A 21,896-nucleotide genomic window follows, 5' to 3' on the forward strand; every position below is an offset into this window, starting at 1 on the left:
AGGAAGGACTGGTCGATGGTCGAGGAACCGCCATAGGGATCACCACCCACCAGATTGATGTTCATCGCCTCGAGATCGGCCGGCGAATAGGCGCGGCGCGCGATGGCGCTGTCCTTGAAGCCCTCGATATGGCTGGCAAGGATCGTTTCTGCGCGGTCGGCATAGGCTTCCCGCAAAGCGTCGGTCCATTGCCCGTCAGCCGGCGCCTGCAGCATGCCGGCGGCGTCGCCCTTGATGTGGCGGGGAGCTTCGGGCAGTTGCAGCCACAGGATGGCCTTGCCCTCCGGACAGCGCGACGGATCGAGCGCATGCGGCTGGCCGACACAGATGCTCGGCACCTCCGGCAGCATGCCGCGCGCCGCTTCGTTGCAGGCTTTCGAGACGCCATCCAGCCCAGGCGTCAAATGCAGCAGCGCGACCTTGTCCAGGCCTTCGCCGCGCCATGCGGGCGGTTTGTCCAAGGCGTAGTGGATCTGGAAATTGCCTTTGCCGTAGCGATATTTCTGCGTCGCCTCGACATCGGCTTTGGGAGCCTCGCTGCCGAGCAACCGACCATAGAGTTGGGTCGGTGTGACCGAGCAGATGACGCTCTTGTTGGCCGTGATCGTTTCGCCCGATGCCAGTCGCACGCCGGTTGCGCGACCACCACTCTGGACAATCGAAGCGACATCGGCGCCGGTGCGGATGTCGCCGCCGCGTTCCCGGATCAAAGCCTCGAAGGCCGCCAGCAGGTTCTGCGCGCCACCCTTGACGATAGGGGCTCCGGCCGCCTCAAGTGCGAAGGCGATCACCTTGGCGATCTGGCCGGAGAATGCATCTTCAGGGCCTAATCCAGCATGTAGCACCCAGGGCGCCCACAGCGCACGAATGGTTTCGGACTGGTAGGTGCTTTCGAGCCAGCCGCGCGCCGGCACGAGTGCCTCGCCGAGAAAAGCGGCAAGGCCACGCGGGCCCCGCCGCCAGCCATCACCGGCCAGCAGCTTGGCGGTCGGATAGGACCACAGGCTGCCGCCGAGCAGGCCGAACAGCAGGCCGGCATTGCGCTCGATGCCACCGACATCGTCCGCGTGCCGGTCGCCGTCACCTGCCGCGATCGCATTAAGGGCGACGACGTTGGCGGCACGGTCGGTGGTGAACACGGCATGGCTGCCGTCCGGCCGCAGCACGCCGGTCGGCGTTCCCGTGTGGCAGAACTCCAGCCCGTGTCGCGCGAGGTCGGCGCCCAGTGCCGCAAAGGCCGGCGAGGTGATGAACAGCACGAAGGTCGTCGCCATCACGTCATGGATGAAGCCGGGCGCGGTGATCTCCTCGGTGCGCAGGCAGCCGCCGATGCGGTCGTTGCGCTCCAGGACGAGCACACGCGCCCCTTTGCCCCCGAGCATCGCCGCGCAGACCAGTGCGTTGATGCCGCTGCCGACGATGATGTGATCCGGCTGGGTCACGGCAAACGCTTTCGCTTAGCCCTTCGAAACCAGCGCCAGCGCGCGGATCGGGCTGCCGGTGCCATGTTCGATCTTGAGCGGCGCTGCGATCAGGATGGCGCCCTTCGGCGGCAGCTGGTCGAGGTTGCAGAGGCTGGCAAGACCGTAGCGGTTGGCCTTGTGCATCAGCGTGTGCGCCGGGAATGGCGGCTCCATGCCGCCGGCTTTGCCGGCATCCGTGCCGATCGTCTCCGAGCCCCAGCCCTTGATGTCCTTGCTGATCAGGAACTGGATGGCTTCGGCCGTCGGCCCGGGTGTGTGCGGCCCGGTCTCGTTGGCGTTGAGGAACTCGGCTTCCGAACCGTTGCGCTTGTACCAGTCGGTGCGCATCACCACCCATTCGCCGGCATTGATCGCGCCATGCTCGGCTTCCCAGGCCTTGATGTGGTCGACGGTGAGCAGGAAATCGGGGTCGGCGGCGGCTTCCTTCGAACAGTCGATGACATTGACCGGGCCGACGAAATTCTGCGCCGGAATGGTGTCGGTAGCGCCGTCCGGATAATCCTTGCCGGAGATCCAGTGCTGCGGCGCGTCGAAATGCGTGCCGGAATGCTCGCCGAGCTTCAGCCAGTTCCAGGCCCACCACGGACCGTTCTTGTCGTAACGGGAGATGTTGTGGATCTCGACCTTCGGCGTGTCGACGGCGAGTTCCGGCGGCAGCTTGATCAACGGCGTGTCCGGCCCGAGCGGCGCCGACAGGTCGACCACCTTGATGGCGCCTGAAAGAAGCTGGCCGGCGACTTCGCCGAGGAGTTTTTGGGTGTCCATGGTTTGAAGTTCCCTCTTTCGTGTGATGATCAAGGCTCGTCTCGGCCCTTAATATCCTACTAGACGAAAACATATGCATCTGCAATTATCTTTAAGCATAAAGGAAATGGGGACGAGGCGTGAGCGAGTTCGACGCCATCTTTGTCGGGGCGGGCCACAACAGTCTGGCATCCGCCGCGCATTTGGCGCTCAAAGGCTGGAAAACCGGGATTTTCGAGCGCAGTGCAACAATCGGCGGCGCCGTCCAGACGCGCGAATTCACCCTCCCCGGCTTCCGCCACGATTTCGGCGCGATGAATCTCAGCCTCTTCGCCGGCTCGGCCTTCCACCGGAAATATGCAAATGAATTGAAAGCGCAGGGGCTGGAGTTCGCCCCGGTCGTCGACTGTTTCGCCAGCGCATTCCCCGACGGACGCTGGTTCGGCGTCAGCAACGATCTGGAAAAGACCGCCGCGCGCATCGCCGCCTTCTCCGCTGCCGACGCCGCCACATGGCGCAGGCTGGTCGCCGCCTTCCCGGCGGAGGCCGAGCATCTGTTCCGGCTGCTGGGTTCGCCGATGAGTGCCCGCGCGCTTGCCGGCACGGCGTGGAACCTGTGGCGCAAGAAGGGCATTGCCGGCGCGCTCGATACGGGCCGGCTGCTGCTGTCCTCACCCCGCGCCTGGCTGGAGGAAACTTTCGAGTCGCCGCATATCAGGGCAACGCTCGCCACCTGGGGCATGCATCTCGACTTCGCGCCGGACATCGCCGGCGGCGCCGTCTTCCCCTATCTGGAATCGATGGCCAACCAGAGCTTCGGCATGGTGCTGGGCAAGGGCGGCGCCGACACCATCATCAAGGCGCTGTCGGGCATGGTGACCTCCGCCGGCGGCAGGATCGTCACCGGGGCCGAGGTAGCGGAAATCACGGTTTCAGCCGGCAAGGCTACCGGCGTGCGGCTCGCCTCGGGTGAAACGCATAGCGCCACCAAGGCGGTCATTGCCGGCGTCGCGCCCAAGGCGCTGACCGGCAAGCTGCTGGCGAACGGTTCGGGCGATGCCGGCTTCGATACGGCGATGCAAACATTCCGCCACGCGCCGGGCACCATGATGATCCACCTGGCGCTCGACGATCTGCCGGACTGGCGCGCCGGAGCGGAGCTTCGGCAGTTCGCCTATGTGCATCTGTCTCCGTCGCTCGACGCCATGTCGCGCACCTATCAGCTGGCGATGGCGGGCATGCTGCCGGACGAGCCGGTGCTGGTTGTCGGCCAGCCGACGGCGATCGACCCGTCGCGGGCGCCTCAGGGAAAGCATGTGCTGTGGGTGCAGGTGCGCATGCTGCCCGCCGAAATCCTGGGCGATGCCGCCGGCAAGATCGCGCCGGCGCATTGGGACAAGGTCAAGGAGGTCTACGCCGACCGCGTCCTCGACATCATTGAGACCTACGCGCCCGGCCTGCGCAACAAGATCCTCGGCCGTGCCGTCTTCTCGCCCATCGATCTCGAGCGCGAGAACCCGAACCTCGTCGGCGGCGATCAGGTCTGCGGCAGCCACCATCTGGCGCAGAACTTCCTGTTCCGCCCGGCGCGCGGCTATGCCGGCTGGAACACGCCGGTGGCGCATCTGCACCTCACTGGAGCCGCGACATGGCCGGGCGCCGGCACCGGTGCGGCGTCGGGCTTCATGCTCGCACAACATCTTGGCGGGAGGTAGGAGCCGAGGATTTCCTTGAGGCTGCAAGGGGCAAGGCGCTGCTGCCCAAGAAGCCTGAACCAATGAACTAAGACGCCGCGCGCAGAAACAAAACCAACAAGGGGAACGACCATGACAATCAACAGACGTGAATTGCTGGGATACAGCGCCGCGGCACTCGGGGTGGCCGCCGTCGGCCTGCCGCCGATCGCTAGGGCGGCTGCCGGCGAACTGACCATCGCCTACAACGTCAACTTGCCATCCTGGGATCCAACCACCGGCCCCTCGGCCGTCAACCCGACCATCCAGGGGCTGTACCAGTCGGTGTTCGACCAGTTCATCCCACAGAAGCCCGACCTGTCCTTCGCGCCGGGCCTGCTCACCGAATGGGGCTGGAACGACGACCGCACCAAGATCATGATGACGGTGCGCGAGGGCGTGACCTGGCATGACGGCTCGCCGTTCACTGCCGAGGACGTCGTCTGGTCGCTGCAGCGGGCAGGCGACGAAAAGACCGGCAATCCGATCCAGTTCGTCTGGAAGAACGTCAACAACTTCAAGATCGACGGCAACAAGATCACGGGCGACGTCGTGCAGTTCGACCCTGTCTATTTCAAATGGATGTCGTTCCTGACCGGCTACATCATGCCGAAGGCCTATTACGAGAAGGTCGGCGCCGGAGGTTTCGAGAGGGCGCCGATCGGCACCGGCCCCTACATGGTCGAAAAATTCGAGCGCAACGCCTTCCTGCGGCTCAAGGCAAACCCGAACTATTGGGGCGGCAAGCCGGCCTTCGAGAATGTGACGATCAAGTTCGTCGCCGACGCGGCAAGCCGAGTCGCAGAGATCGAATCCGGCTCCTCGCAAGTGACGCTCGAAATTCCCTATGAGGAGTATGACCGGCTGATCGCCAAGGACGGGCTTGCCGGCTCGTGCAAGAACGTTTCCGACATCGGGATGATCTTCTTCAACGACATCGAGGCGATGCTGGACAAGAACGTCCGCCAGGCCGCCGTGATGGCCGTCGACAAGAAGCTGCTGGTCGATCGCCTGCTGCGCGGCTACGGCCAGCCGATCGATACGCTGGAAACGCCGGAATACGCATCCTACGACGCGTCGATCAAGGTCGAGCACAATCCGGAAAAGGCCAAGGAATTGCTAGCCGCTTCCGGCTATTCGCCGGAAAAGCCGGTCAAGTTCACCATCCAGACGACCAAGGGCTTCAAGCCCAAGGACTATGAGATGATCCAGGCGATCGTCGGCATGTGGCGCAAGGTCGGCATCGAGGCGACGATCGAAGTCTACGAGATCGCCAAGCACTACGAACTGCGCGCCGCCGACAAGCTTGCGCCGGCCGCCTTCTACAATTGGGGCAATGCCATCGGCGATCCGACCACCTCGACCGGCTTTGCCATGTACGGCCCGAGCCCGCATTCGGTGTGGGACAGCCAGGACCTGATCGACATGATCAACCCGCTGTGGGGCGAAAAGGACGAGGCCAAGCGCATCGCCGGCTGGAAGGCTGTCGACAAACACATCGCCGAGCAGGCCTATGTGCTGCCGCTGATCCAGTATGCGCAGCCGATCGTGCATGCCAAGGGCGTCAATGTGGTGCAGCATGTGTCCGGCGCGCTGCTGCCGGCCCTGATGACCCCGGCCTGACCAATATGGGAAGGCGCCCCGTCGCGAGACGGCGTGTCTTCTCCCAACTTGCGCAGGCCCCCTCATCCGGCCCTTCGGGCCACCTTCTCCCCGCTGGGGAGAAGAGACTGGCTCAGCCGTCAGCGACCTCTTCTCCCCTCGGGGAGAAGGTGGCCGCAAGCGGCCGGATGAGGGGGCTGTTCGTCCGATTAATCACTGAAACGCATTAGGCCTGCGCCAGAATGCTCCTGCAAAGATTCATGATCCGTCTTCTGACGATGCTGATCACGCTGTTCGGCGTGGCCGTCGTCGTCTTTGTCGTGATCCGCGTCGCACCCGGCGATCCGATCGCCATGATGCTGCCGCCCGGCGCGACGGATGCCGACATTGCCCGGCTGCGCGCGCTCTACGGCCTCGACAAGACCATCGTCCAGCAATTCTTCATCTGGCTGTCGGGCGTGGCCCGGGGCGATTTCGGCACTTCGATTTCGCTGCGGCAGGATGTGCTGGGTCTCGTCTTCAACCGGCTGCCGGCGACGCTGGAACTCGCCATCGTCGCGCTTGTGATGGCGGTGGCGATCGGCGGCACGACGGCGATCATCGGCGCGCGCGAACGCGGCACGGCGGTCGAGGCCGGCATCGACATCGCCAGCGGCGCGGCGCTTTCGATTCCCGATTTCCTGTGGGGCTTGGTGCTGATCCTGCTGTTCGGCGTGCTGGTGCCGATCTTCGACATTTCCGGGCGGGTGTCGCCGCAACTGGACCTGCCCTTCGTCACCCAGTTCTATCTGTTCGAGAGCCTGTTGCGCCTGCGCCTCGACCTCACTTGGGATCTGCTGAAGCACATGCTGATGCCGGCCGTGGCGCTGGCGCTGCCGCTGGCAGCAATCATCTCGCAGCTGCTGAAACAGTCGCTGAAGGAAGTGCTCGACCTCGACTACGTCGTGCTGGCACGGGTGAAGGGTTTTTCGGAAACGCAGGTCATCCTGCGCGAGGCCTTGAAGAATGCCGCTTTGCCGACGCTGACACTGGTCGGCGTGCAGTTCACCTTCCTGATCGGCGGCACCGTCATCGTCGAACGGCTGTTCTCCTATGAGGGCCTCGGCAATATGGCGATCGACGCGGTCATCAACCGCGACCTGCCTTTGATTCAAGGCATCGTGCTGGTCTTCGCGCTGCTGTTCGTGCTGATCAACCTCAGCGTCGACATGATGTATGCGCTGCTCAATCCGAGGCTGCGCCATGGATGAGGGCCGTGCTCGAAGGCGAGGTGTGTCGCCACGCCTGTGGCTGGCCGGCGGCTGGCTGCTGCTGGCGCTTCTGGCGGCAATCTTCGCGCCGCTGGTCGCGCCGCAGGATCCGCTGGCGCAGGATCTGATGCTGGAGCGGTTGCCGCCATTCTGGATGAATGGAGCCGAACCCGGCTATTGGCTCGGCACCGACAGCCTCGGCCGCGATCTGTTGTCGAGGCTGATCTTTGGCGGCCGCATCGCCTTCATCGTCGCCTTTTCCGCAGCCGTCGCTGCGTGCCTGGTCGGCTCGACGCTAGGCCTGATCGCAGGCTATTTCGGCGGTTGGGCCGACCGCATCATCTCGCGCGTCGTCGATGTCTGGATGGCCTTTCCGCCGGTGCTGTTCGCCATATTGCTGGTGGCGGTGCTCGGCACGGGCTTGAGTTCCGTCATCCTGGCCATCGCCATCATCGACTGGACGCGTTTCTGCCGGGTGATCCGTGCCGAGACAATGGGTCAGTCGCGCATGGACTATGTCGAGAATGCCCGCATCGCCGGCCATGGCCGCATCGGCATCATGCTGCGCGAAGTGCTGCCCAATGTGGTGCCGTCGATCGTCGCATTGCTGTCGCTGGAAATGGGCATCGCCGTTATCGTCGAGGCGATCCTGTCCTTCGTCAATCTGTCGATCTCGACCGACGATCCGACCTGGGGAGGCATCATCGCCGAGGGCCGGCTGTCGATCCATCAGGCCTGGTGGGTGCTCGTGTTCCCGCTGATCACGCTGATCCTCACCGTGCTGTCGTTCAGCCAGTTCGGCGAGGCGCTGAAGACGCGTTTCGATCCGGTGCTGCGATGAGCGCCTGTCTCGACATCAGGGATCTGAGCGCCGTGCTGCCCAACGGCCAGCGCGTATTGCGCTCGGTGTCGCTCTCCGTCCAGCCCGGCGAGGTCCGCGCGCTGGTCGGCGAAAGCGGCGCCGGCAAGACGATGATCGGCAAGGCGGTGCTCGGTGTGCTGCCGTCGAGCGTGCGCATTGTCGAAGGCGACATGCTGCTCGAGGGTGAAGACCTCGGCAAATTGCAACCCAAGGCACGACGCACGCTGATCGGGGCGCGCACGGCGCTGATCCCGCAGGACCCGCTGACCGCGCTCAACCCGTCGCGGCGCATTGGCTCGCAGATGACCGACCGGCTGGTGCGCATCCTCGGCTGGAGTGGCGAGAAGGCCGATACCCGCATCCGGCAATTGCTGGACGAGGTGCAAATCCGCGATCCCGACCGCGTGCTGAAAAGCTATCCGCACGAACTGTCCGGCGGCATGCGCCAGCGCGTGCTGATCGCTGCGGCCTTCGCCGCGGAGCCAAGGCTGATCGTCGCCGACGAGCCGACCACGGCGCTTGATGTGACCGTGCAAAAACAGATCCTGCGGCTGATCGTGCAGTTGCAGCGCGAGCATGGCACGGCGATCCTGTTCGTCACCCATGATCTCGGCGTCGTCGCCAAAATCAGCCAGAGGGTCTCGGTGCTTTATGCCGGCAAGGTGGTGGAGGAGGCCGACACGGCTGCCCTCTTCGCAGCACCGCAGCATCCCTACACGCGAGCGCTGATGGCGGCGACGCCACGCTACACCGATCCTTTCGCCTCGCTGAAGCCGGTGGACGAGGCGGTGCTGGCCGGGCTTGCTTCGGAGATCGCTGCCGCCGACCAAGCCTGGAGGCGGCCGCATGGTTGAACCGTTGTTCTCCGTGCGCGGGCTGAAGGTCGCGCTGCCCGACATGACGCGCAAGCCACTGATCGGCCGCGCGCCATTGGTCGAAATCCTGAAGGGCCTGGATTTCGACCTGCCCAGGGGCTCGGTGACCGGCATCGTCGGCGAATCCGGTTCCGGCAAGTCGACGCTCGGCCGCGCTTTGGTGCGCCTGCTGGAACCCAGCGCAGGCAGCATCACTTTCGACGGCCGCGACATCACCCATCTGCCGGAAGCGGAGCTCAGGCCTCTGCGCCGCAATCTGCAGATGATTTTTCAAGATCCGATGTCGTCGCTCAACCCGCGCCGCACCATTTCCAGCATTATTGCCGCGCCGCTGAAACAGAACGGCCTTGGCGACAATCTGAAGGCGCGAGTCGCCGAGGCGCTGCAGCGTGTCGGCCTGCCGCAAAGTTTCGCCAGCCGCTATCGGCACGAACTGTCGGGCGGCCAGCGCCAGCGCGTCGGCATTGCGCGGGCGCTGGCGCTGTCGCCGAAATTCGTGCTGGCCGACGAGATCGTCTCCGGGCTGGATGTGTCGACCCAGGCGCAGATCCTGACCCTGCTGGAGAAGCTGGCGGCGGAAATGGGGCTGACCGTCGCTTTCATCAGCCACGATCTGTCTGTCATTCGGCGGCTGTGCCGGCAAGTGATCGTCATGCGCGAAGGCATGATCGTCGAAGCGAGCGCCACCGACGCCTTGTTCGACAAGCCGCGGCAAAGCTACACGCGCGATCTCATCGCGACCATTCCGCTGCCCGAGATCGATGCGAGCTGGCTGGACATTCCTTCCGCCGTCAAGGCGCCGACATGAATGCATACGCACGCCGAAGAGCGGGCCTCGAACGTGCGACCACAAAGACCCAAGTCCCGCCAAATGGAGAGGACTGACATGAAGACCACAATCGCAATTGCAACGCTGGCCGCCGGGATGCTCGGCAGCGCCGGCATCGCCTCGGCGGATTCGATCCCGGGCATGCGCGGCCACGACCACACCGGCATCACCGTTCCCGATATGAAGCAAGCGGTCGACTTCTTCACCGAAGTGGTCGGCTGCAAGAAGGCGATGTCGTTCGGTCCGTTCGCCGACGACAAGGGCACCTTCATGCAGGATCTCCTTGGCGTCGACCCGAAGGCGGTGATCGAAGAGGTCACCATGGTCCGCTGCGGCTATGGATCGAACATAGAGCTGTTCAAATACACCGCGCCCGACCAGAAGAACCTAACGCCGAAGAACAGCGACATTGGCGGCTTCCACATCGCCTTCTATGTCGACGACGTCGCCGCTGCCAAAGCCTATCTCGAAGGCAAGGGCGTCAAGACCAGAATGGGACCATTGCCGGTCAAGGAAGGGCCGGCCGCCGGCCAGACCATCCTCTATTTCCAGGCGCCGTGGGGACTGCAACTGGAAGCGATCAGCTATCCCGATGGAATGGCCTATGAGAAGGGCGCCGAGACGGTGCTGTGGAGCCCGAAGAACCCGGAAAAGTGATCCGGCAGCGCGCTTGCGCGATGACACGCAGGCGCGCTTTCGCCATGTCAGGACAATCGTTTTGATATAAAACTTTAAGCTTGAAATATCGTGTCGCCGGCGCGATACTGAACTCCAGCAAGCGAAGAGGAGATCGCAGACATGAAGGTTGCGGTTCTCGGCGGCGGACCAGCCGGCCTCTACTTTGCCATTTCGATGAAGCTGAGGGACGCCGCGCACGATGTGACGGTGTTCGAGCGCAACCGCGCCGACGACACGTTCGGCTGGGGCGTCGTGCTGTCGGCCGAGACGCTCGACAATCTGTCGAAAAACGACCCGGTCAGCGCTGTCTGGATCAAGAAGCACTTTGCCTACTGGGACGACATCGCCGTCATCCATGACGGCGTGCGCACGGTCTCGTCAGGTCACGGTTTCTGCGGCATCGGCCGTAAGCGGCTGCTGGTCCTGCTGCAGCGCCGGGCGCGCGAACTCGGCGTCAAGCTGATGTTCGAGACCGACATTGCAGATCCCAAGCCCTACATGGAGACGCATGATCTGGTCGTCGCGGCCGACGGCCTGAACTCCAGGGCGCGCAACGCTTTCGTCGACATCTTCAAGCCAGACATCGACACCCGCAAATGCAAGTTCGTCTGGCTCGGAACCAACCAGAAATTCGACGACGCCTTCACCTTCATCTTCGAGAAGACCGAGCATGGCTGGGTTTGGGCGCACGCCTACCAGTTCGACAGCGACACCGCGACGTTCATCGTCGAGTGCAGCGAACAGACCTGGGCTGCCTTCGGCTTCGGCGCGATGTCGCAGCAGGAATCGATCGCCGTTTGTGAGCGGATTTTTGAAAAACACCTCGGCGGCCACGCGCTGATGACCAATGCCAACCATATCCGTGGTTCCGCCTGGATCAATTTCCCGCGCGTGCTGTGCGAGCGCTGGTCCTACAAGAATCTGGCGCTGATGGGCGATGCGGCGGCCTCAGCCCATTTCTCGATCGGCTCCGGCACCAAGCTGGCACTGGAAAGTGCCGTGGCGCTGGCCGAATATGTCGAAACCGAGCCGGACCTGGATGCCGCCTTCCGTAGATATGAGGATGCCCGCCGCACCGAGGTGCTGAAGCTGCAATCGGCGGCGCGCAATTCGCTGGAATGGTTCGAGGAGGTCGAGCGCTATCTCGGCCTCGATCCGGTGCAGTTCAACTATTCGCTTTTGACCCGCTCGCAGCGTATCAGTCACGAGAATCTGCGGCTGCGCGATGCCGAATGGCTTGAAAGCGCGGAGGAATGGTTCCAGCGCCAGGCGGGCGCCGGCGGCAACACCCTGCGCCGCGCGCCGATGTTCGCGCCGTTCAAGCTGCGCGACATGAGGCTGCAGAACCGCGTCGTCGTCTCACCGATGGCGCAGTACAAGGCGGTCGACGGTTGCCCGACCGACTGGCATTTCACCCATTATGCCGAGCGGGCCAAGGGCGGCGCAGGGCTCCTCTATATCGAGATGACCTGCGTCAGCCCGGAAGGCCGCATCACGCCTGGTTGTCCCGGTTTCTATGCGCCCGAACATGAGGTGGCGTGGAAGCGGCTGGTCGATTTCGTCCACACCGAGACAGAAGCCAAGATCTGCGCCCAGATCGGCCATTCCGGCGCCAAAGGTTCGACCCGGCTTGGCTGGGAAGGCACCGACGTGCCGCTGGTCTCCGGCAACTGGCCGGTGATCGCCGCCTCGGCCGTGGCGTGGTCGCCGCAGAATCAGGTGCCGAAGGCGATGGATCGCGCGGACATGGACCGCGTGCGCGACGAATTCGTGGCTTCGGCCGAGATGGCCGATCGTTGCGGCTTCGACATGCTCGAGATCCACGCTGCGCATGGCTATCTCTTGTCGTCCTTCATCACGCCGGTCACCAACCGGCGCACGGATGAATATGGCGGTTCGCTTGACAATCGGATGCGCTATCCCCTCGAAATCTTCCGCGCGGTGCGCGCTGCCTGGCGGGCGGAGAAGCCGATCTCGATGCGCATTTCGGCCAATGACTGGGTGGGCATCGAGGGCGTCACACCGGCCGACGCGGTGGAGATCGCACGGCTGCTGCACGAGGCCGGCGTCGACATCTGCGACGTCTCAGCAGGCCAGACCTCGGCACTGGCCAAGCCTGTCTATGGCCGCATGTTCCAGACGCCGTTTTCCGACCGCATCCGCAACGAAGTCGGCATGGCGACGATGGCGGTCGGTAACATCTACGAGCCGGACCATGTCAATTCGATCCTGATGGCCGGCCGCGCCGACCTCGTCGCACTGGCACGGCCGCATCTCGCCGATCCCTACTGGACACTGCATGCCGCCGTCACGCTCGGCGACCGTGGTGTCAAATGGCCGGATCCCTATCTGCCCGGGCGCGACCAGCTCTACCGTCTGGCCGAGCGCGACGCCGCAGCGGGGCTGAAAGTATGACGGCCGCCGCGACGATACCCGGCAAGCATGCGCTGGTCACTGGCGGCGGCTCCGGCGTCGGGCGGGCCATCGCGCTGGCGCTGGCTGCTGCCGGCATCGACGTCACCATCTGCGGCCGCCGGGAAGCAGAGCTCGCTGAGGTGGCCGGCGAGAACGACAGCATCTTCGGCATTGCCGCCGATGTCACCGACGAAGTGGCAATGGCGGCGCTCTACGAGACGGCGCAAGCCGCGCGCGGCCCCTTCGACATCGTCGTCGCCAATGCCGGCATGGCCGGCAGCGCCCCGGCGCACAAAACCGCGCTCAGCGACTGGCAGCGAACGCTCGACGTCAATCTGACCGGCGCCTTCCTGACGGTGAAGCCGGCGCTGGCCGGCATGGCCGTGCGGAAAACAGGACGAATTGTTTTCATCGCCTCGACCGCCGGCCTGAAAGGCTACGCCTACGTCGCGTCTTACGTCGCCGCCAAGCATGGCGTCGTTGGCCTGATGCGGGCGCTTGCCGCCGAAACGGCAAAATCGGGCATCACCGTCAACGCGGTGTGCCCAGGCTTTGTGGAAACCGAAATGCTGGAAGAGTCCATCCAGCGCATCATCGAGAAGACCGGCCGCTCGGTCGAGCAAGCGCGGTCAAGCCTCGCCTCGACCAACCCGCAAGGCCGCTTCATCCAGCCGGATGAGGTCGCCGCCGCCGTGCTGTGGCTGTGCGGCGACGCCGCCCAGTCGATCACCGGACAGGCGATTTCCATCTCAGGAGGCGAAACATGGTAGCCGGCCCCCTGCCCGCGCCGTCGGGACCCGGCAAGGACCGCTTGCGGCTGTGGATCACGCTGCTGCGCGCCTCGCGCACGATCGAGGCCGAGCTGCGCGAACGGCTGAAGAAGGAGTTCAACACGACGCTGCCGCGCTTCGACGTGATGGCAGCACTCTATAGGATGCCGGAAGGCATGCTGATGAGCGACCTGTCGCGTTTCCTGCTGGTCTCCAACGGCAATGTCACGGGCATCGTCGACCGGCTGGTTTCGGAAGGACTTGTCGCCCGCGCGAGGCGCAATGGCGACCGCCGCACGTCGATGGTGCGGCTGACCGAGGAAGGCACGCAGGCCTTCGCCACAATCGCCGCGGCGCATGAAGGCTGGATCGGTGAATTGCTCGGCAAGGTCAGCGAGGACGACGCGCGCCAGCTGACCGGCATGCTGACCTCGTTTCGCAGCAACTGGGAGGGACGCGAATGACCGCAATGGCCGGGCGCAAGCCGAAGCATTTCCTGTGGGAGGTCGAGGGCAGGATCGCCAAGGTCCGGCTCGACCGGCCGGAGCGCAAGAACCCGCTGACCTTCGACAGCTATGCGGAACTCCGCGACACGTTCCGTGACCTCGTCTATGCCGACGATGTCGACGCGGTGGTGTTCCTCTCCAATGGCGGCAATTTCTGCTCCGGCGGCGATGTCCACGACATCATCGGGCCGCTGGTCAAGATGGACATGAAGCAGCTTCTCGCCTTCACCCGCATGACCGGCGATTTCGTCAAGGCGATGCTGAATTGCGGCAAGCCGATCATTGCGGCGGTCGACGGCGTCGCGGTCGGCGCCGGCGCCATCATTGCGATGAGCTCCGATATCCGCATCGCCACGCCGGAAGCCAAGACCGCGTTCCTGTTCACCCGCGTCGGCCTCGCCGGCTGCGACATGGGCGCCTGCGCGATCCTGCCGCGCATCATCGGCCAGGGCCGCGCCGCAGAACTGCTCTACACAGGCCGCACCATGACGGCGACGGAAGGCGAACGCTGGGGTTTCTACAACCGGCTGGTCGATGCCGCCTTGCTGGAGGCCGACGCGCTCGACATGGCGGCGCGCATCGTCTCCGGCCCGACCTTTGCGCACGGCATCACCAAGACGCAGCTCAACCAGGAATGGTCGATGGGTCTCGACCAAGCGATCGAGGCGGAAGCCCAGGCACAGGCGATCTGCATGCAGACCCGCGATTTCGAGCGCGCCTACAAGGCGTTCGTGGCCAAGGAAAAGCCGGTGTTCGAGGGGGATTGAGGATGATGCATTCCGTGGAGACGTCGGCGGGGCAGCGCTCCCCTCTGTCCTACCGGCGCCGTAGAGCGCAGGGCCTGGAGAATAGTGGTGGAAGCACCCATGCCTGACCGCTCCTTCCTCTCTTGGCCGTTCTTCGAAGACCGCCATCGCAAGTGGGCCGAGCAGCTCGACGTATGGTGCGCGAAAAACCTGCCGGTCTCCCACCATGATGTCGACGCCGCCTGCCGCGAGCTGGTCAGCAAGCTCGGGCGAGACGGCTGGCTGAAGCCGACGGCGCTCGACCCAGACAATCCGGGGCCACTCGACGTCCGCACTTTGTGCATCACGCGCGAGACACTCGCCCGTCATGACGGGTTGGCCGATTTCGCCTTCGCCATGCAGGGGCTTGGCACCGGCGCGCTCAGCCTGTTCGGCACGCCGGGGCAGCAGCAATGGCTTTCGAAGACACGTGCCGGCAAGGCGATATCAGCCTTTGCCCTGTCGGAACCGCGCTCGGGATCGGATGTCGCCAACACGGAAATGACGGCGACCCGCGACGGCGACAATTACGTTCTGTCGGGTGAAAAGACCTGGATCTCCAATGGCGGCATCGCCGACCTCTATGTCGTCTTTGCCCGCACCGGCGAGGCGCCGGGCGCCAAGGGGCTTTCCGCCTTCGTCGTGCCTGGCGACGCCAGGGGCCTTGGCATCGCGGAACGGCTGGAAGTGATCGCGCCGCATCCGCTGGCACGGCTGTCTTTCGATCAGGTCCGCCTGCCGGCCGCTGCGCTGATCGGCAGACCCGGCGACGGCTTCCGCATCGCCATGTCGGTGCTCGACGTGTTCCGCTCGACCGTCGGGGCGGCGGCACTCGGCTTTGCCCGCCGCGCGCTGGATGAAAGCATCAAACGGGTGGCCGAACGCAAACTGTTCGGCGCGCCAATGGCCGAACTGCAGATGGTGCAGGGGCATATCGCCGACATGGCGCTCGACGTCGATGCGGCGGCGCTGCTGGTCTACCGCGCCGCCTGGACCAAGGACATGGGTGCCGCGCGGGTTACCCGCGAGGCGGCGATGGCCAAGCTGTTTGCCACCGACAAGGCGCAAGAGGTGATCGACAAGGCCGTGCAGTTGCATGGCGGCGACGGCGTCCGCAAAGGCCATATCGTCGAAAGCCTGTACCGCGAGATCCGCGCGCTGCGCATCTATGAAGGTGCCTCCGACGTGCAGAAAGTGGTGATCGCGAGGCAAGTGATGGGCGCGGCCTGACGGCAGAGATTTTGACGAGCGTTCGATTTTGAAAATTGGGTTTTGGAATACCGGGAGGTTTTGAATGCACAGGATTCTGCAGCCGGAAGGCTGGGCGAAACCTGTCGGCTACGCCAATGGCGTCGCGGCACGCGGGCAGCTCGTCTTCGTCGGCGGACAGGTCGGCTGGAACGGGCAATGCCAGTTCGAGACCGACGATTTTGTCGGCCAGGTGCGGCAAACGCTTCAGAACATCGTCGCGGTGCTGGCGGAAGCCGGTGCCGGGCCGCAGCACATCACCTCGATGACCTGGTATTTCACCGACAAGGCCGAGTATTTGGCCAACCTCAGGGGCATCGGCGAGGCCTATCGCGAGGTCATCGGCCGGCATTTTCCGGCGATGGCCGCCATGCAGGTGATGGCGCTGGTCGAGGATCGCGCCAAGGTGGAGATTCAGGCAACTGCCGTCATCCCGGAATAGGGAGTTCGTTCGTCCGGAGTAAACGCCCCTCGCTTCGTCATCCACGGGCGGAGCAAGGAGCGAAGCGACGCGGCGCAGACCCGAGGATCCATGCCGGGACCTCAAAGCGTTGCAGCAATGCATGGTTCTGCTCCGTCGCACTTGCTGGCCGATGTCGCGGCATGGATCCTCGGGTCTCCGCGACGGAGCTTCGCTCCTGCTCCGCCCGTGGATGACGAAGTTGGGGAGGCTTCGGCAAATTCCGAATGCTCTACCTAAACTGATGATGAAATCCCTGACCGCCAACAGGCAGCCGCTTCCCGGAGCAAAGCTACTACTCCCGCAGTCCCGCCTGTCTCAAAATCGGCAGCACGTGATCGCAGAAATAGGGCAACTCCCTGGTGTAGTTGACGAAGGACAGCGCGATGCCCTGGTAGCCATGCCCGGCGATGGCGGCCATGTCGGCAGCGATCGTTTCCGGCGTTCCGATCAGCGGGTAGGTGCCGGCGCCGCCGGCGAAGCGTTGCCGGTAGCGGTCATAGGCGTGCGGGTCGTGCGACTGCGAGAATTCCTTCTTGCCGGCCATATGGGCATCGACCGCATCGTGGTCGGCCATATCGACCGCATAGCGCGCGTAGTAGGCCTGCGCCTCTTCCATCGTCGGGCGGCAGACGACATGCGCAACCGTGTAGACGCCTACGTCGCGGCCTGCCTTGTCGGCCCGTTCGCTGATATCGGCGACATGCTTGCCGGCATCGCCCATTTCGGAAAAGGTCGTGAACAGATAGTCGCACCGGGCAGCGGCGAAATCGCGGCCCGGCCCACCGAAGGCGGCGTTCATGGTCACCGGGCGCGGAACCTGCAGACTGGCCGGCCGGCTGACGGCTTCCTTGAGGCGGTAATAGGTGCCCTCATAGTCGAGCGGCTCGGCCAAGGCATAAAGCTTTTCCAGGATTTCGATCCATTCGGCCGCCTGATCGTAGCCCTTCTCGACCAACGGCGTGCCAAACATGCCGAATTCCTTCGGGTTCCAGCCGCAGACGATGTTCAAGCCCGCGCGGCTCTGGCTGATATGGTCGACCGTCGCCAGCGCCTTGGCGGCATAGAGCGGATGCACCAGCGGCACATGCACGGTCATGAACAGCCCGATCTGCTCGGTGGCCATGGCAAGAGCCGCCGCCCAGGTGAAGGTCTCGAACGACCATTCCCGCACCTTGTTGCGGCCGCCAAAACCGCGCCAGCGCGCGATCGGCAGCATGAACTCCAGCCCGGCGCGGTCGGCGATCTGAGCCGCCGTCACATTATCCTGCCAGCTCGCCGTCCAGCGTTCCGGAACGTCTGTGATAGCAAGGCCGCCATCGGCATTGGTCGAAAAGACGCCAAGCTTCAATCTGTTCGGGCCGTGCAAAGGGGGTGGTTTGTTCATGTCGCGACCTCCCGGCGAGAGAGCACACGCTAGGCCCGCGCCGAGATATTTCAAGCCTGAAATAGCTTCGGGTCGCCATCGCTCGCGGGTATCGGTTCCAGCGGGCCGCACGGTGTCCGCCACGCAACCGACACCGCAGCTTTTTAAGCTTAAAACTTTCGCCTTGAAAAGCGCCGCACTTTGGATAAGCATTCCACAGTCGATGGCGATTGCCTTGCCGGACGGGCTTGCCGGCCAGTCCATCGTGCAGACCAGTCCATCGTGCCGGCCAGTCCATCGTGGGTGCTCCGGGTGGGAGTCTCAGTTCTTGTCGTTCATACTGTCCCAGTCGTCATCCAATGCGCGCCATGCCTTCAATGACGTGCGCGCGCAGATCCGCGATCTGCAACAAAAAACGTCGCCAACCATGACGGCATTGGTCGCTGCCATGAATTGACGCCCTGCGGTGCGGGGCGGCAAAAAACCGTGCGGGAGCAACCCGCCCGATCAACAACAGAGGGAACACAAATGAGCTTCACACGTCGCAAATTGCTTCTTCTCGCCGCCGCCATCGGCATCGCCGCCGGCCCCGCCACCGCTTATGCCGCCGATGTGCTCAATGTCGGCGCCTACCCGACCAATCCACCCTTCGAGTACAAGAACGAGAGCGGCACTTTCGAAGGCTTTGAAGTCGACATCGTCAACGAAGCCGCCAAGCGCATCGGCATGACCACCGACATCGCCGATCTCGGTTTCCAGGCACTGTTTGCCGCCACCACCTCGAAGCGCATCGACGTCGCCATCTCGTCGATCACCATCACGGCGGAGCGGCTGAAGTCACAGTCGTTCACGCAGCCCTATTATGATTCGGACATGGGCATCGCCACCAAGACCGACAGCGCGATCAAGGCCGAGGCCGACCTCAAGGGCAAGATCATCGGCGTGCTGTCCGGCTCGACCGGCGAAACCTGGGTCAAGGCGCATCAGGAAGCCGATGGCTTCAGCGACGTGAAGGGCTACGACACGCAGCAGAATCTGCTGCTCGACCTCAGCGCCGGCCGCGTCGATGCGGCCGTCAGCGACATTCCGGGCATGGAGTATTCCTTCACCAAGATGAAGGACCTGGTCGTCAAGGAGCGCATCAAGACCGGTGAGCAATACGGCCTGATGATGACCAAGGACCACCCGCTGCTGGGCAAGCTGAACGATGCGCTGAGCGCGATGAAGAAGGACGGCACCCTGGCCGCCATCCACAAGAAGTGGTTCGGCAGCGACGCGCCGGCCGACTCCTCGACCATGAAGGAAATGCCGCTGCCGAAGGCCTGAGCTGAAAGCTGCGCTGACATCGTGCCGGCTTTCCAGGCCGGCACGATTCATTTCATGCTCCAGCGCCGGCTTCCGCGCCGACCGCCTCGCTATCTGCGAGGCATATTGGTTTTAACCTGAGCATGATTGCTCTCGGGTTCGGGAACGCTCCCATGTCGCTGCTGGATACCTTCTTTAACCCCGACGTCATCATGTCCAGCCTGCCGGCGCTGCTGCGCGGCTTCCTGAACACGCTGCTGCTCGGCATTTTGAGCATCGGCATCGGGATCCCCATCGGCCTGGGGATCAGCCTGGTGCGGCTCTATGCGCCGAAGCCGCTGCGCTGGCTCGCGGTCGGCTACACCGACATCTTCCGCGCCCTGCCGGTGCTGGTCGTGCTGATCCTGATCTACTACGCGCTGCCCTTCCTCGGCATACGCCTGTCGTCCTGGGCCTCGGCGGTGACGGCCTTTGCCTTCATCATGTCGGCTTACTCGGCAGAAGTGTTCCGTTCCGGCATCGAGAGCATTCCGCGGGGCCAGTTCGAGGCGTCGCAGGCGCTTGGCCTGCCGTTCCTCCTGACTTTGCGCAAAGTGGTGCTGCCCCAAGCGATCCGCGTCGTCATCCCGCCGATGACCAGCAACTGCGTTTCGATGTTCAAGGACACCTCGCTCGCCTCGACCGTGGCGCTGCCGGAACTCTTGAAGGAAGCGACCAACGCGCAGTCGCTTTACGCCAACCCCTCGCCGCTGATCGGCGCAGCCCTTGTCTATCTCATCTTTCTCTGGCCGATGGTCCGCCTCGTGAGCCTGCTTGAAGAGCGCTTCAAGACCGAAAAGAAGCGCTGACCTCGTCAACCGATCCCACCCCGCCCAAGTCCTCCGCAGGAGCCTACCCCGTGAACAAGCACCAGACCGACAATGCGAATGCCACCGCGTTCCCCGTCGACGCCATCCGCGCCATGTTTCCAGCCCTGCAACGGGCCGGCGACTTCATCTTTTTGGACAATGCCGCCGGCGCGCAAATTCCGCAGAGCGTGCTCGACGCGGTGACCAACCATCTGGTTTCGCACAATGTGCAGCGTGGCGGCCGCTATGGCCGCAGCGTCACGGTCGACCAGTCGGTCGCCGATGCGCGGACAAGCGTCGCGCTGCTGATCAATGCCTATAGCCCGGCGGAAATCTGCTTCGGCATGAACGCCACCTCGTTCATCCGCCTGGTCAGCCTCGGCATCGGCCAGATGCTGCAGGAGCGCGACGAGATCGTCGTCACCGACATGGACCATGACGCCAACATCGCGACCTGGCTGGCGCTGGAATCGGCCGGCGCCAAGTTCAAATGGTGGCGCATGCGCGAGGACGGCAATCTGCATGTCGACGATCTGCGCCCGCTGGTTTCCGACCGCACCCGCCTCGTCGCCTGCACGGTCACCGCGCATTCGATCGGCTCGATCGTCGATGTCGCTTCGGTGGCAGAGATCGCGCACGCGGTCGGCGCCGAAGTGTTCCTCGACTGCGTGCATTACGGACCGCATGGGCTGATCGACGTGCAGGCCTGGGATTGCGACTATCTCGTCTGCTCCGGCTACAAGAATTTCTCGCCGCATATGGGCTTCCTGTGGGGCCGCTTCGAAACGCTGAAGCGGCTGCCGACCTTCCGCGAGGATTTCATCCCCAACGAGCCGCCGTACAAGGTCGAGGCCGGCACCTTCATCTACGAGAACGTCTCGGGGATGGATGCCGCCGTGCAGTATCTGGAACTGATCGGCCGCAATCTGGCGCCGTCCAACAACCGCTCGCGGCGCGACAACATCGTTGCCGGCATGGGCGCCATCCGCGACTATGAGCTGGTGCTGGCGCGTGAGATGCTGGCCGTGCTGAAAGGTTGCGGCGCGACCATCTACGGCGTTGCCGACGAGGCCCGCATCACTGAGCGTGTGCCGACCTTCTGCTTCAACATCGGCACACTGTCGCCGCAGCGGGTCGTCGAGGAAATGGCCGAGATGCAGATCGGCATCCGCGACGGCCATATGTATGCGCCGCGACTGATGAAGCGTCTCAACCTCTCAATGGACAGCGGCGCCATCCGGGCCTCGCTGGTCCACTACAACACGGTCGAGGAGATCCAACGTTTCGGCGAGGCACTGCGCGCCATCATCGCCAAGCTGTCGTGATCGGCGTCTAGAGCGAGATGCAGTCAGGCCGAACCGGCGTGGGCTCCATCTACCTTCAGCGCATTTGTGCGACGCCAAGTTATTCCACCTAGCTGAAATGGACGTTAGGATCGCGCCCGAAGCGGCCATTCGGATATGCATTTTGGGGACGGTGGGAACGGGGCCGACAACGGACTGTCAGCATTTATCGGTAGAATGGCTATTGAGTCGGCCAGGCTCTCATCGCGACATCAGCGATGCGGTGGAGTTCGTCTGGCTGGGCTCCGCTCGCGGCCTCGACGGCGATGCCGCGCAGAATTGCAACCAGGTATCCTGAGAGGGCACCTGTATCGGTGTCCTTGCCGACATCACCGTCTATCTGAGCACGTTCGAGACGTTTAGCTATTTGGTTTCTAAGTTGCCCGCGTCGAAGATTTGTCTCCTTGCGGGCCGACGCGCTGTCGTCGCTCCCTATCAGGGCACCATGCACCATAAGGCAACCTGGCGGATTTCTCGTGTCGGAGTGGAACGCGCATGCACCATATATCAGCCCCGCAGCAAGCGCGCGTGCAGTTGGCGCGTCCAAGGCATTCTGGATGAAATGCGACGTCTCGCGGTCATAGCGGTCGAGCACCTTCAGGAATAACTCTTCCTTGTTGCCGAACGCCGCGTAGAGACTGGGGCGCGTAATGCCTAGCTCTTCAGTAAGGTCAGTCAGCGATGTGCCCTCGTAGCCCTTGCGCCAGAAAAGCCGCATCGCCTGCACGAGTGCTTTCTCGGTATCGAACTCTCTCGGCCTGCCCATAGTCACTCACTCTCTTTATTGTACCGA

The 21,896-nt window shown here is 63.8% G+C and carries 21 protein-coding genes; 17 read left to right on the forward strand and 4 right to left on the reverse strand.

What is annotated here, in order from left to right:
- The coding region (locus EOB49_RS16100; RefSeq protein WP_164781701.1) for an NAD(P)/FAD-dependent oxidoreductase at positions 1–1,442 on the reverse strand (1,442 nt) is incomplete at its 3' end.
- Between the two features lie 15 nt (positions 1,443–1,457).
- Positions 1,458–2,249, reverse strand: coding sequence for a cyclase family protein (locus EOB49_RS16105; protein WP_127271588.1), 792 nt, complete (start codon positions 2,247–2,249; stop codon positions 1,458–1,460).
- A 119-nt stretch (positions 2,250–2,368) separates the two neighbouring features.
- Here EOB49_RS16105 and EOB49_RS16110 point away from each other — a divergent pair, with 119 nt between their 5' ends.
- From EOB49_RS16110 to EOB49_RS16170, 13 genes are all read left to right on the forward strand, one after another.
- Positions 2,369–3,943, forward strand: a complete 1,575-nt coding sequence (locus tag EOB49_RS16110; protein ID WP_127381533.1) for an NAD(P)/FAD-dependent oxidoreductase — start codon at positions 2,369–2,371, stop codon at positions 3,941–3,943.
- A 111-nt stretch (positions 3,944–4,054) separates the two neighbouring features.
- Positions 4,055–5,584, forward strand: coding sequence for an ABC transporter substrate-binding protein (locus EOB49_RS16115; RefSeq protein ID WP_127381534.1), 1,530 nt, complete (start codon positions 4,055–4,057; stop codon positions 5,582–5,584).
- A 221-nt stretch (positions 5,585–5,805) separates the two neighbouring features.
- Entirely contained in the window at positions 5,806–6,813 is a 1,008-nt protein-coding gene (locus EOB49_RS16120) for an ABC transporter permease (RefSeq protein WP_127381535.1), read from the forward strand.
- Entirely contained in the window at positions 6,806–7,654 is an 849-nt protein-coding gene (locus EOB49_RS16125; RefSeq protein ID WP_127381536.1) for an ABC transporter permease, read from the forward strand. The genes EOB49_RS16120 and EOB49_RS16125 overlap by 8 nt, the downstream gene beginning before the upstream one ends.
- Positions 7,651–8,529 carry an ABC transporter ATP-binding protein gene (locus EOB49_RS16130; protein ID WP_127321774.1) on the forward strand — a complete coding sequence of 293 codons (879 nt, stop codon included), beginning with the start codon at positions 7,651–7,653 and terminating at the stop codon, positions 8,527–8,529. Before EOB49_RS16125 ends, EOB49_RS16130 begins: the two co-directional genes overlap by 4 nt.
- Positions 8,522–9,358 (forward strand): ATP-binding cassette domain-containing protein, encoded by an 837-nt coding sequence (locus tag EOB49_RS16135; RefSeq protein ID WP_127381537.1) that lies wholly within the window; start codon positions 8,522–8,524, stop codon positions 9,356–9,358. Before EOB49_RS16130 ends, EOB49_RS16135 begins: the two co-directional genes overlap by 8 nt.
- A 78-nt stretch (positions 9,359–9,436) precedes the next feature.
- The gene (locus EOB49_RS16140) at positions 9,437–10,036 is read left to right on the forward strand and encodes a VOC family protein (protein ID WP_127381538.1); all 600 of its coding nucleotides are present in this window, start codon (positions 9,437–9,439) and stop codon (positions 10,034–10,036) included.
- Between the two features lie 141 nt (positions 10,037–10,177).
- A complete protein-coding gene (locus EOB49_RS16145) occupies positions 10,178–12,472 on the forward strand; it encodes a bifunctional salicylyl-CoA 5-hydroxylase/oxidoreductase (protein ID WP_127381539.1) in 2,295 nt (764 codons plus the stop codon).
- The gene (locus EOB49_RS16150; RefSeq protein ID WP_127381540.1) at positions 12,469–13,242 is read left to right on the forward strand and encodes an SDR family NAD(P)-dependent oxidoreductase; all 774 of its coding nucleotides are present in this window, start codon (positions 12,469–12,471) and stop codon (positions 13,240–13,242) included. Before EOB49_RS16145 ends, EOB49_RS16150 begins: the two co-directional genes overlap by 4 nt.
- Positions 13,236–13,706 (forward strand): MarR family transcriptional regulator, encoded by a 471-nt coding sequence (locus EOB49_RS16155; protein WP_127381541.1) that lies wholly within the window; start codon positions 13,236–13,238, stop codon positions 13,704–13,706. Before EOB49_RS16150 ends, EOB49_RS16155 begins: the two co-directional genes overlap by 7 nt.
- Positions 13,703–14,515: an enoyl-CoA hydratase family protein gene (locus EOB49_RS16160; protein ID WP_127381542.1), complete on the forward strand. Its 813-nt coding sequence runs from the start codon at positions 13,703–13,705 to the stop codon at positions 14,513–14,515. The genes EOB49_RS16155 and EOB49_RS16160 overlap by 4 nt, the downstream gene beginning before the upstream one ends.
- Positions 14,516–14,614: 99 nt before the next feature.
- Positions 14,615–15,763 carry an acyl-CoA dehydrogenase family protein gene (locus EOB49_RS16165; protein ID WP_127381543.1) on the forward strand — a complete coding sequence of 383 codons (1,149 nt, stop codon included), beginning with the start codon at positions 14,615–14,617 and terminating at the stop codon, positions 15,761–15,763.
- A gap of 64 nt (positions 15,764–15,827) precedes the next feature.
- The gene (locus tag EOB49_RS16170) at positions 15,828–16,223 is read left to right on the forward strand and encodes a RidA family protein (protein ID WP_127381544.1); all 396 of its coding nucleotides are present in this window, start codon (positions 15,828–15,830) and stop codon (positions 16,221–16,223) included.
- 313 nt (positions 16,224–16,536) lie between these two features.
- Here EOB49_RS16170 and EOB49_RS16175 read toward each other — a convergent pair whose 3' ends face one another.
- Positions 16,537–17,628, reverse strand: coding sequence for an LLM class flavin-dependent oxidoreductase (locus tag EOB49_RS16175; protein ID WP_127381545.1), 1,092 nt, complete (start codon positions 17,626–17,628; stop codon positions 16,537–16,539).
- Positions 17,629–17,740: 112 nt separating this feature from the next.
- On the opposite strand from EOB49_RS16175, the gene EOB49_RS36490 reads away from it, so the two are divergent.
- The 4 genes from EOB49_RS36490 to EOB49_RS16190 all read left to right on the forward strand — a co-directional run bounded on the left by EOB49_RS36490 (position 17,741) and on the right by EOB49_RS16190 (position 21,085).
- Positions 17,741–18,064 carry a hypothetical protein gene (locus EOB49_RS36490; RefSeq protein WP_164781702.1) on the forward strand — a complete coding sequence of 108 codons (324 nt, stop codon included), beginning with the start codon at positions 17,741–17,743 and terminating at the stop codon, positions 18,062–18,064.
- 71 nt (positions 18,065–18,135) lie between these two features.
- A complete protein-coding gene (locus EOB49_RS16180; RefSeq protein ID WP_127268313.1) occupies positions 18,136–18,933 on the forward strand; it encodes an ABC transporter substrate-binding protein in 798 nt (265 codons plus the stop codon).
- A 152-nt stretch (positions 18,934–19,085) separates the two neighbouring features.
- Positions 19,086–19,760 carry an amino acid ABC transporter permease gene (locus EOB49_RS16185; RefSeq protein WP_023811481.1) on the forward strand — a complete coding sequence of 225 codons (675 nt, stop codon included), beginning with the start codon at positions 19,086–19,088 and terminating at the stop codon, positions 19,758–19,760.
- A gap of 50 nt (positions 19,761–19,810) precedes the next feature.
- Positions 19,811–21,085, forward strand: coding sequence for a cysteine desulfurase-like protein (locus EOB49_RS16190; RefSeq protein ID WP_127381546.1), 1,275 nt, complete (start codon positions 19,811–19,813; stop codon positions 21,083–21,085).
- A gap of 199 nt (positions 21,086–21,284) precedes the next feature.
- On the opposite strand, the gene EOB49_RS16195 is transcribed toward EOB49_RS16190, so the two are convergent.
- Positions 21,285–21,869 (reverse strand): TetR/AcrR family transcriptional regulator, encoded by a 585-nt coding sequence (locus EOB49_RS16195; RefSeq protein WP_245472726.1) that lies wholly within the window; start codon positions 21,867–21,869, stop codon positions 21,285–21,287.
- Positions 21,870–21,896 lie beyond the last annotated feature (27 nt).

The organism is Mesorhizobium sp. M7A.F.Ca.MR.148.00.0.0, from assembly GCF_003997735.1.
GTDB lineage: Bacteria > Pseudomonadota > Alphaproteobacteria > Rhizobiales > Rhizobiaceae > Mesorhizobium.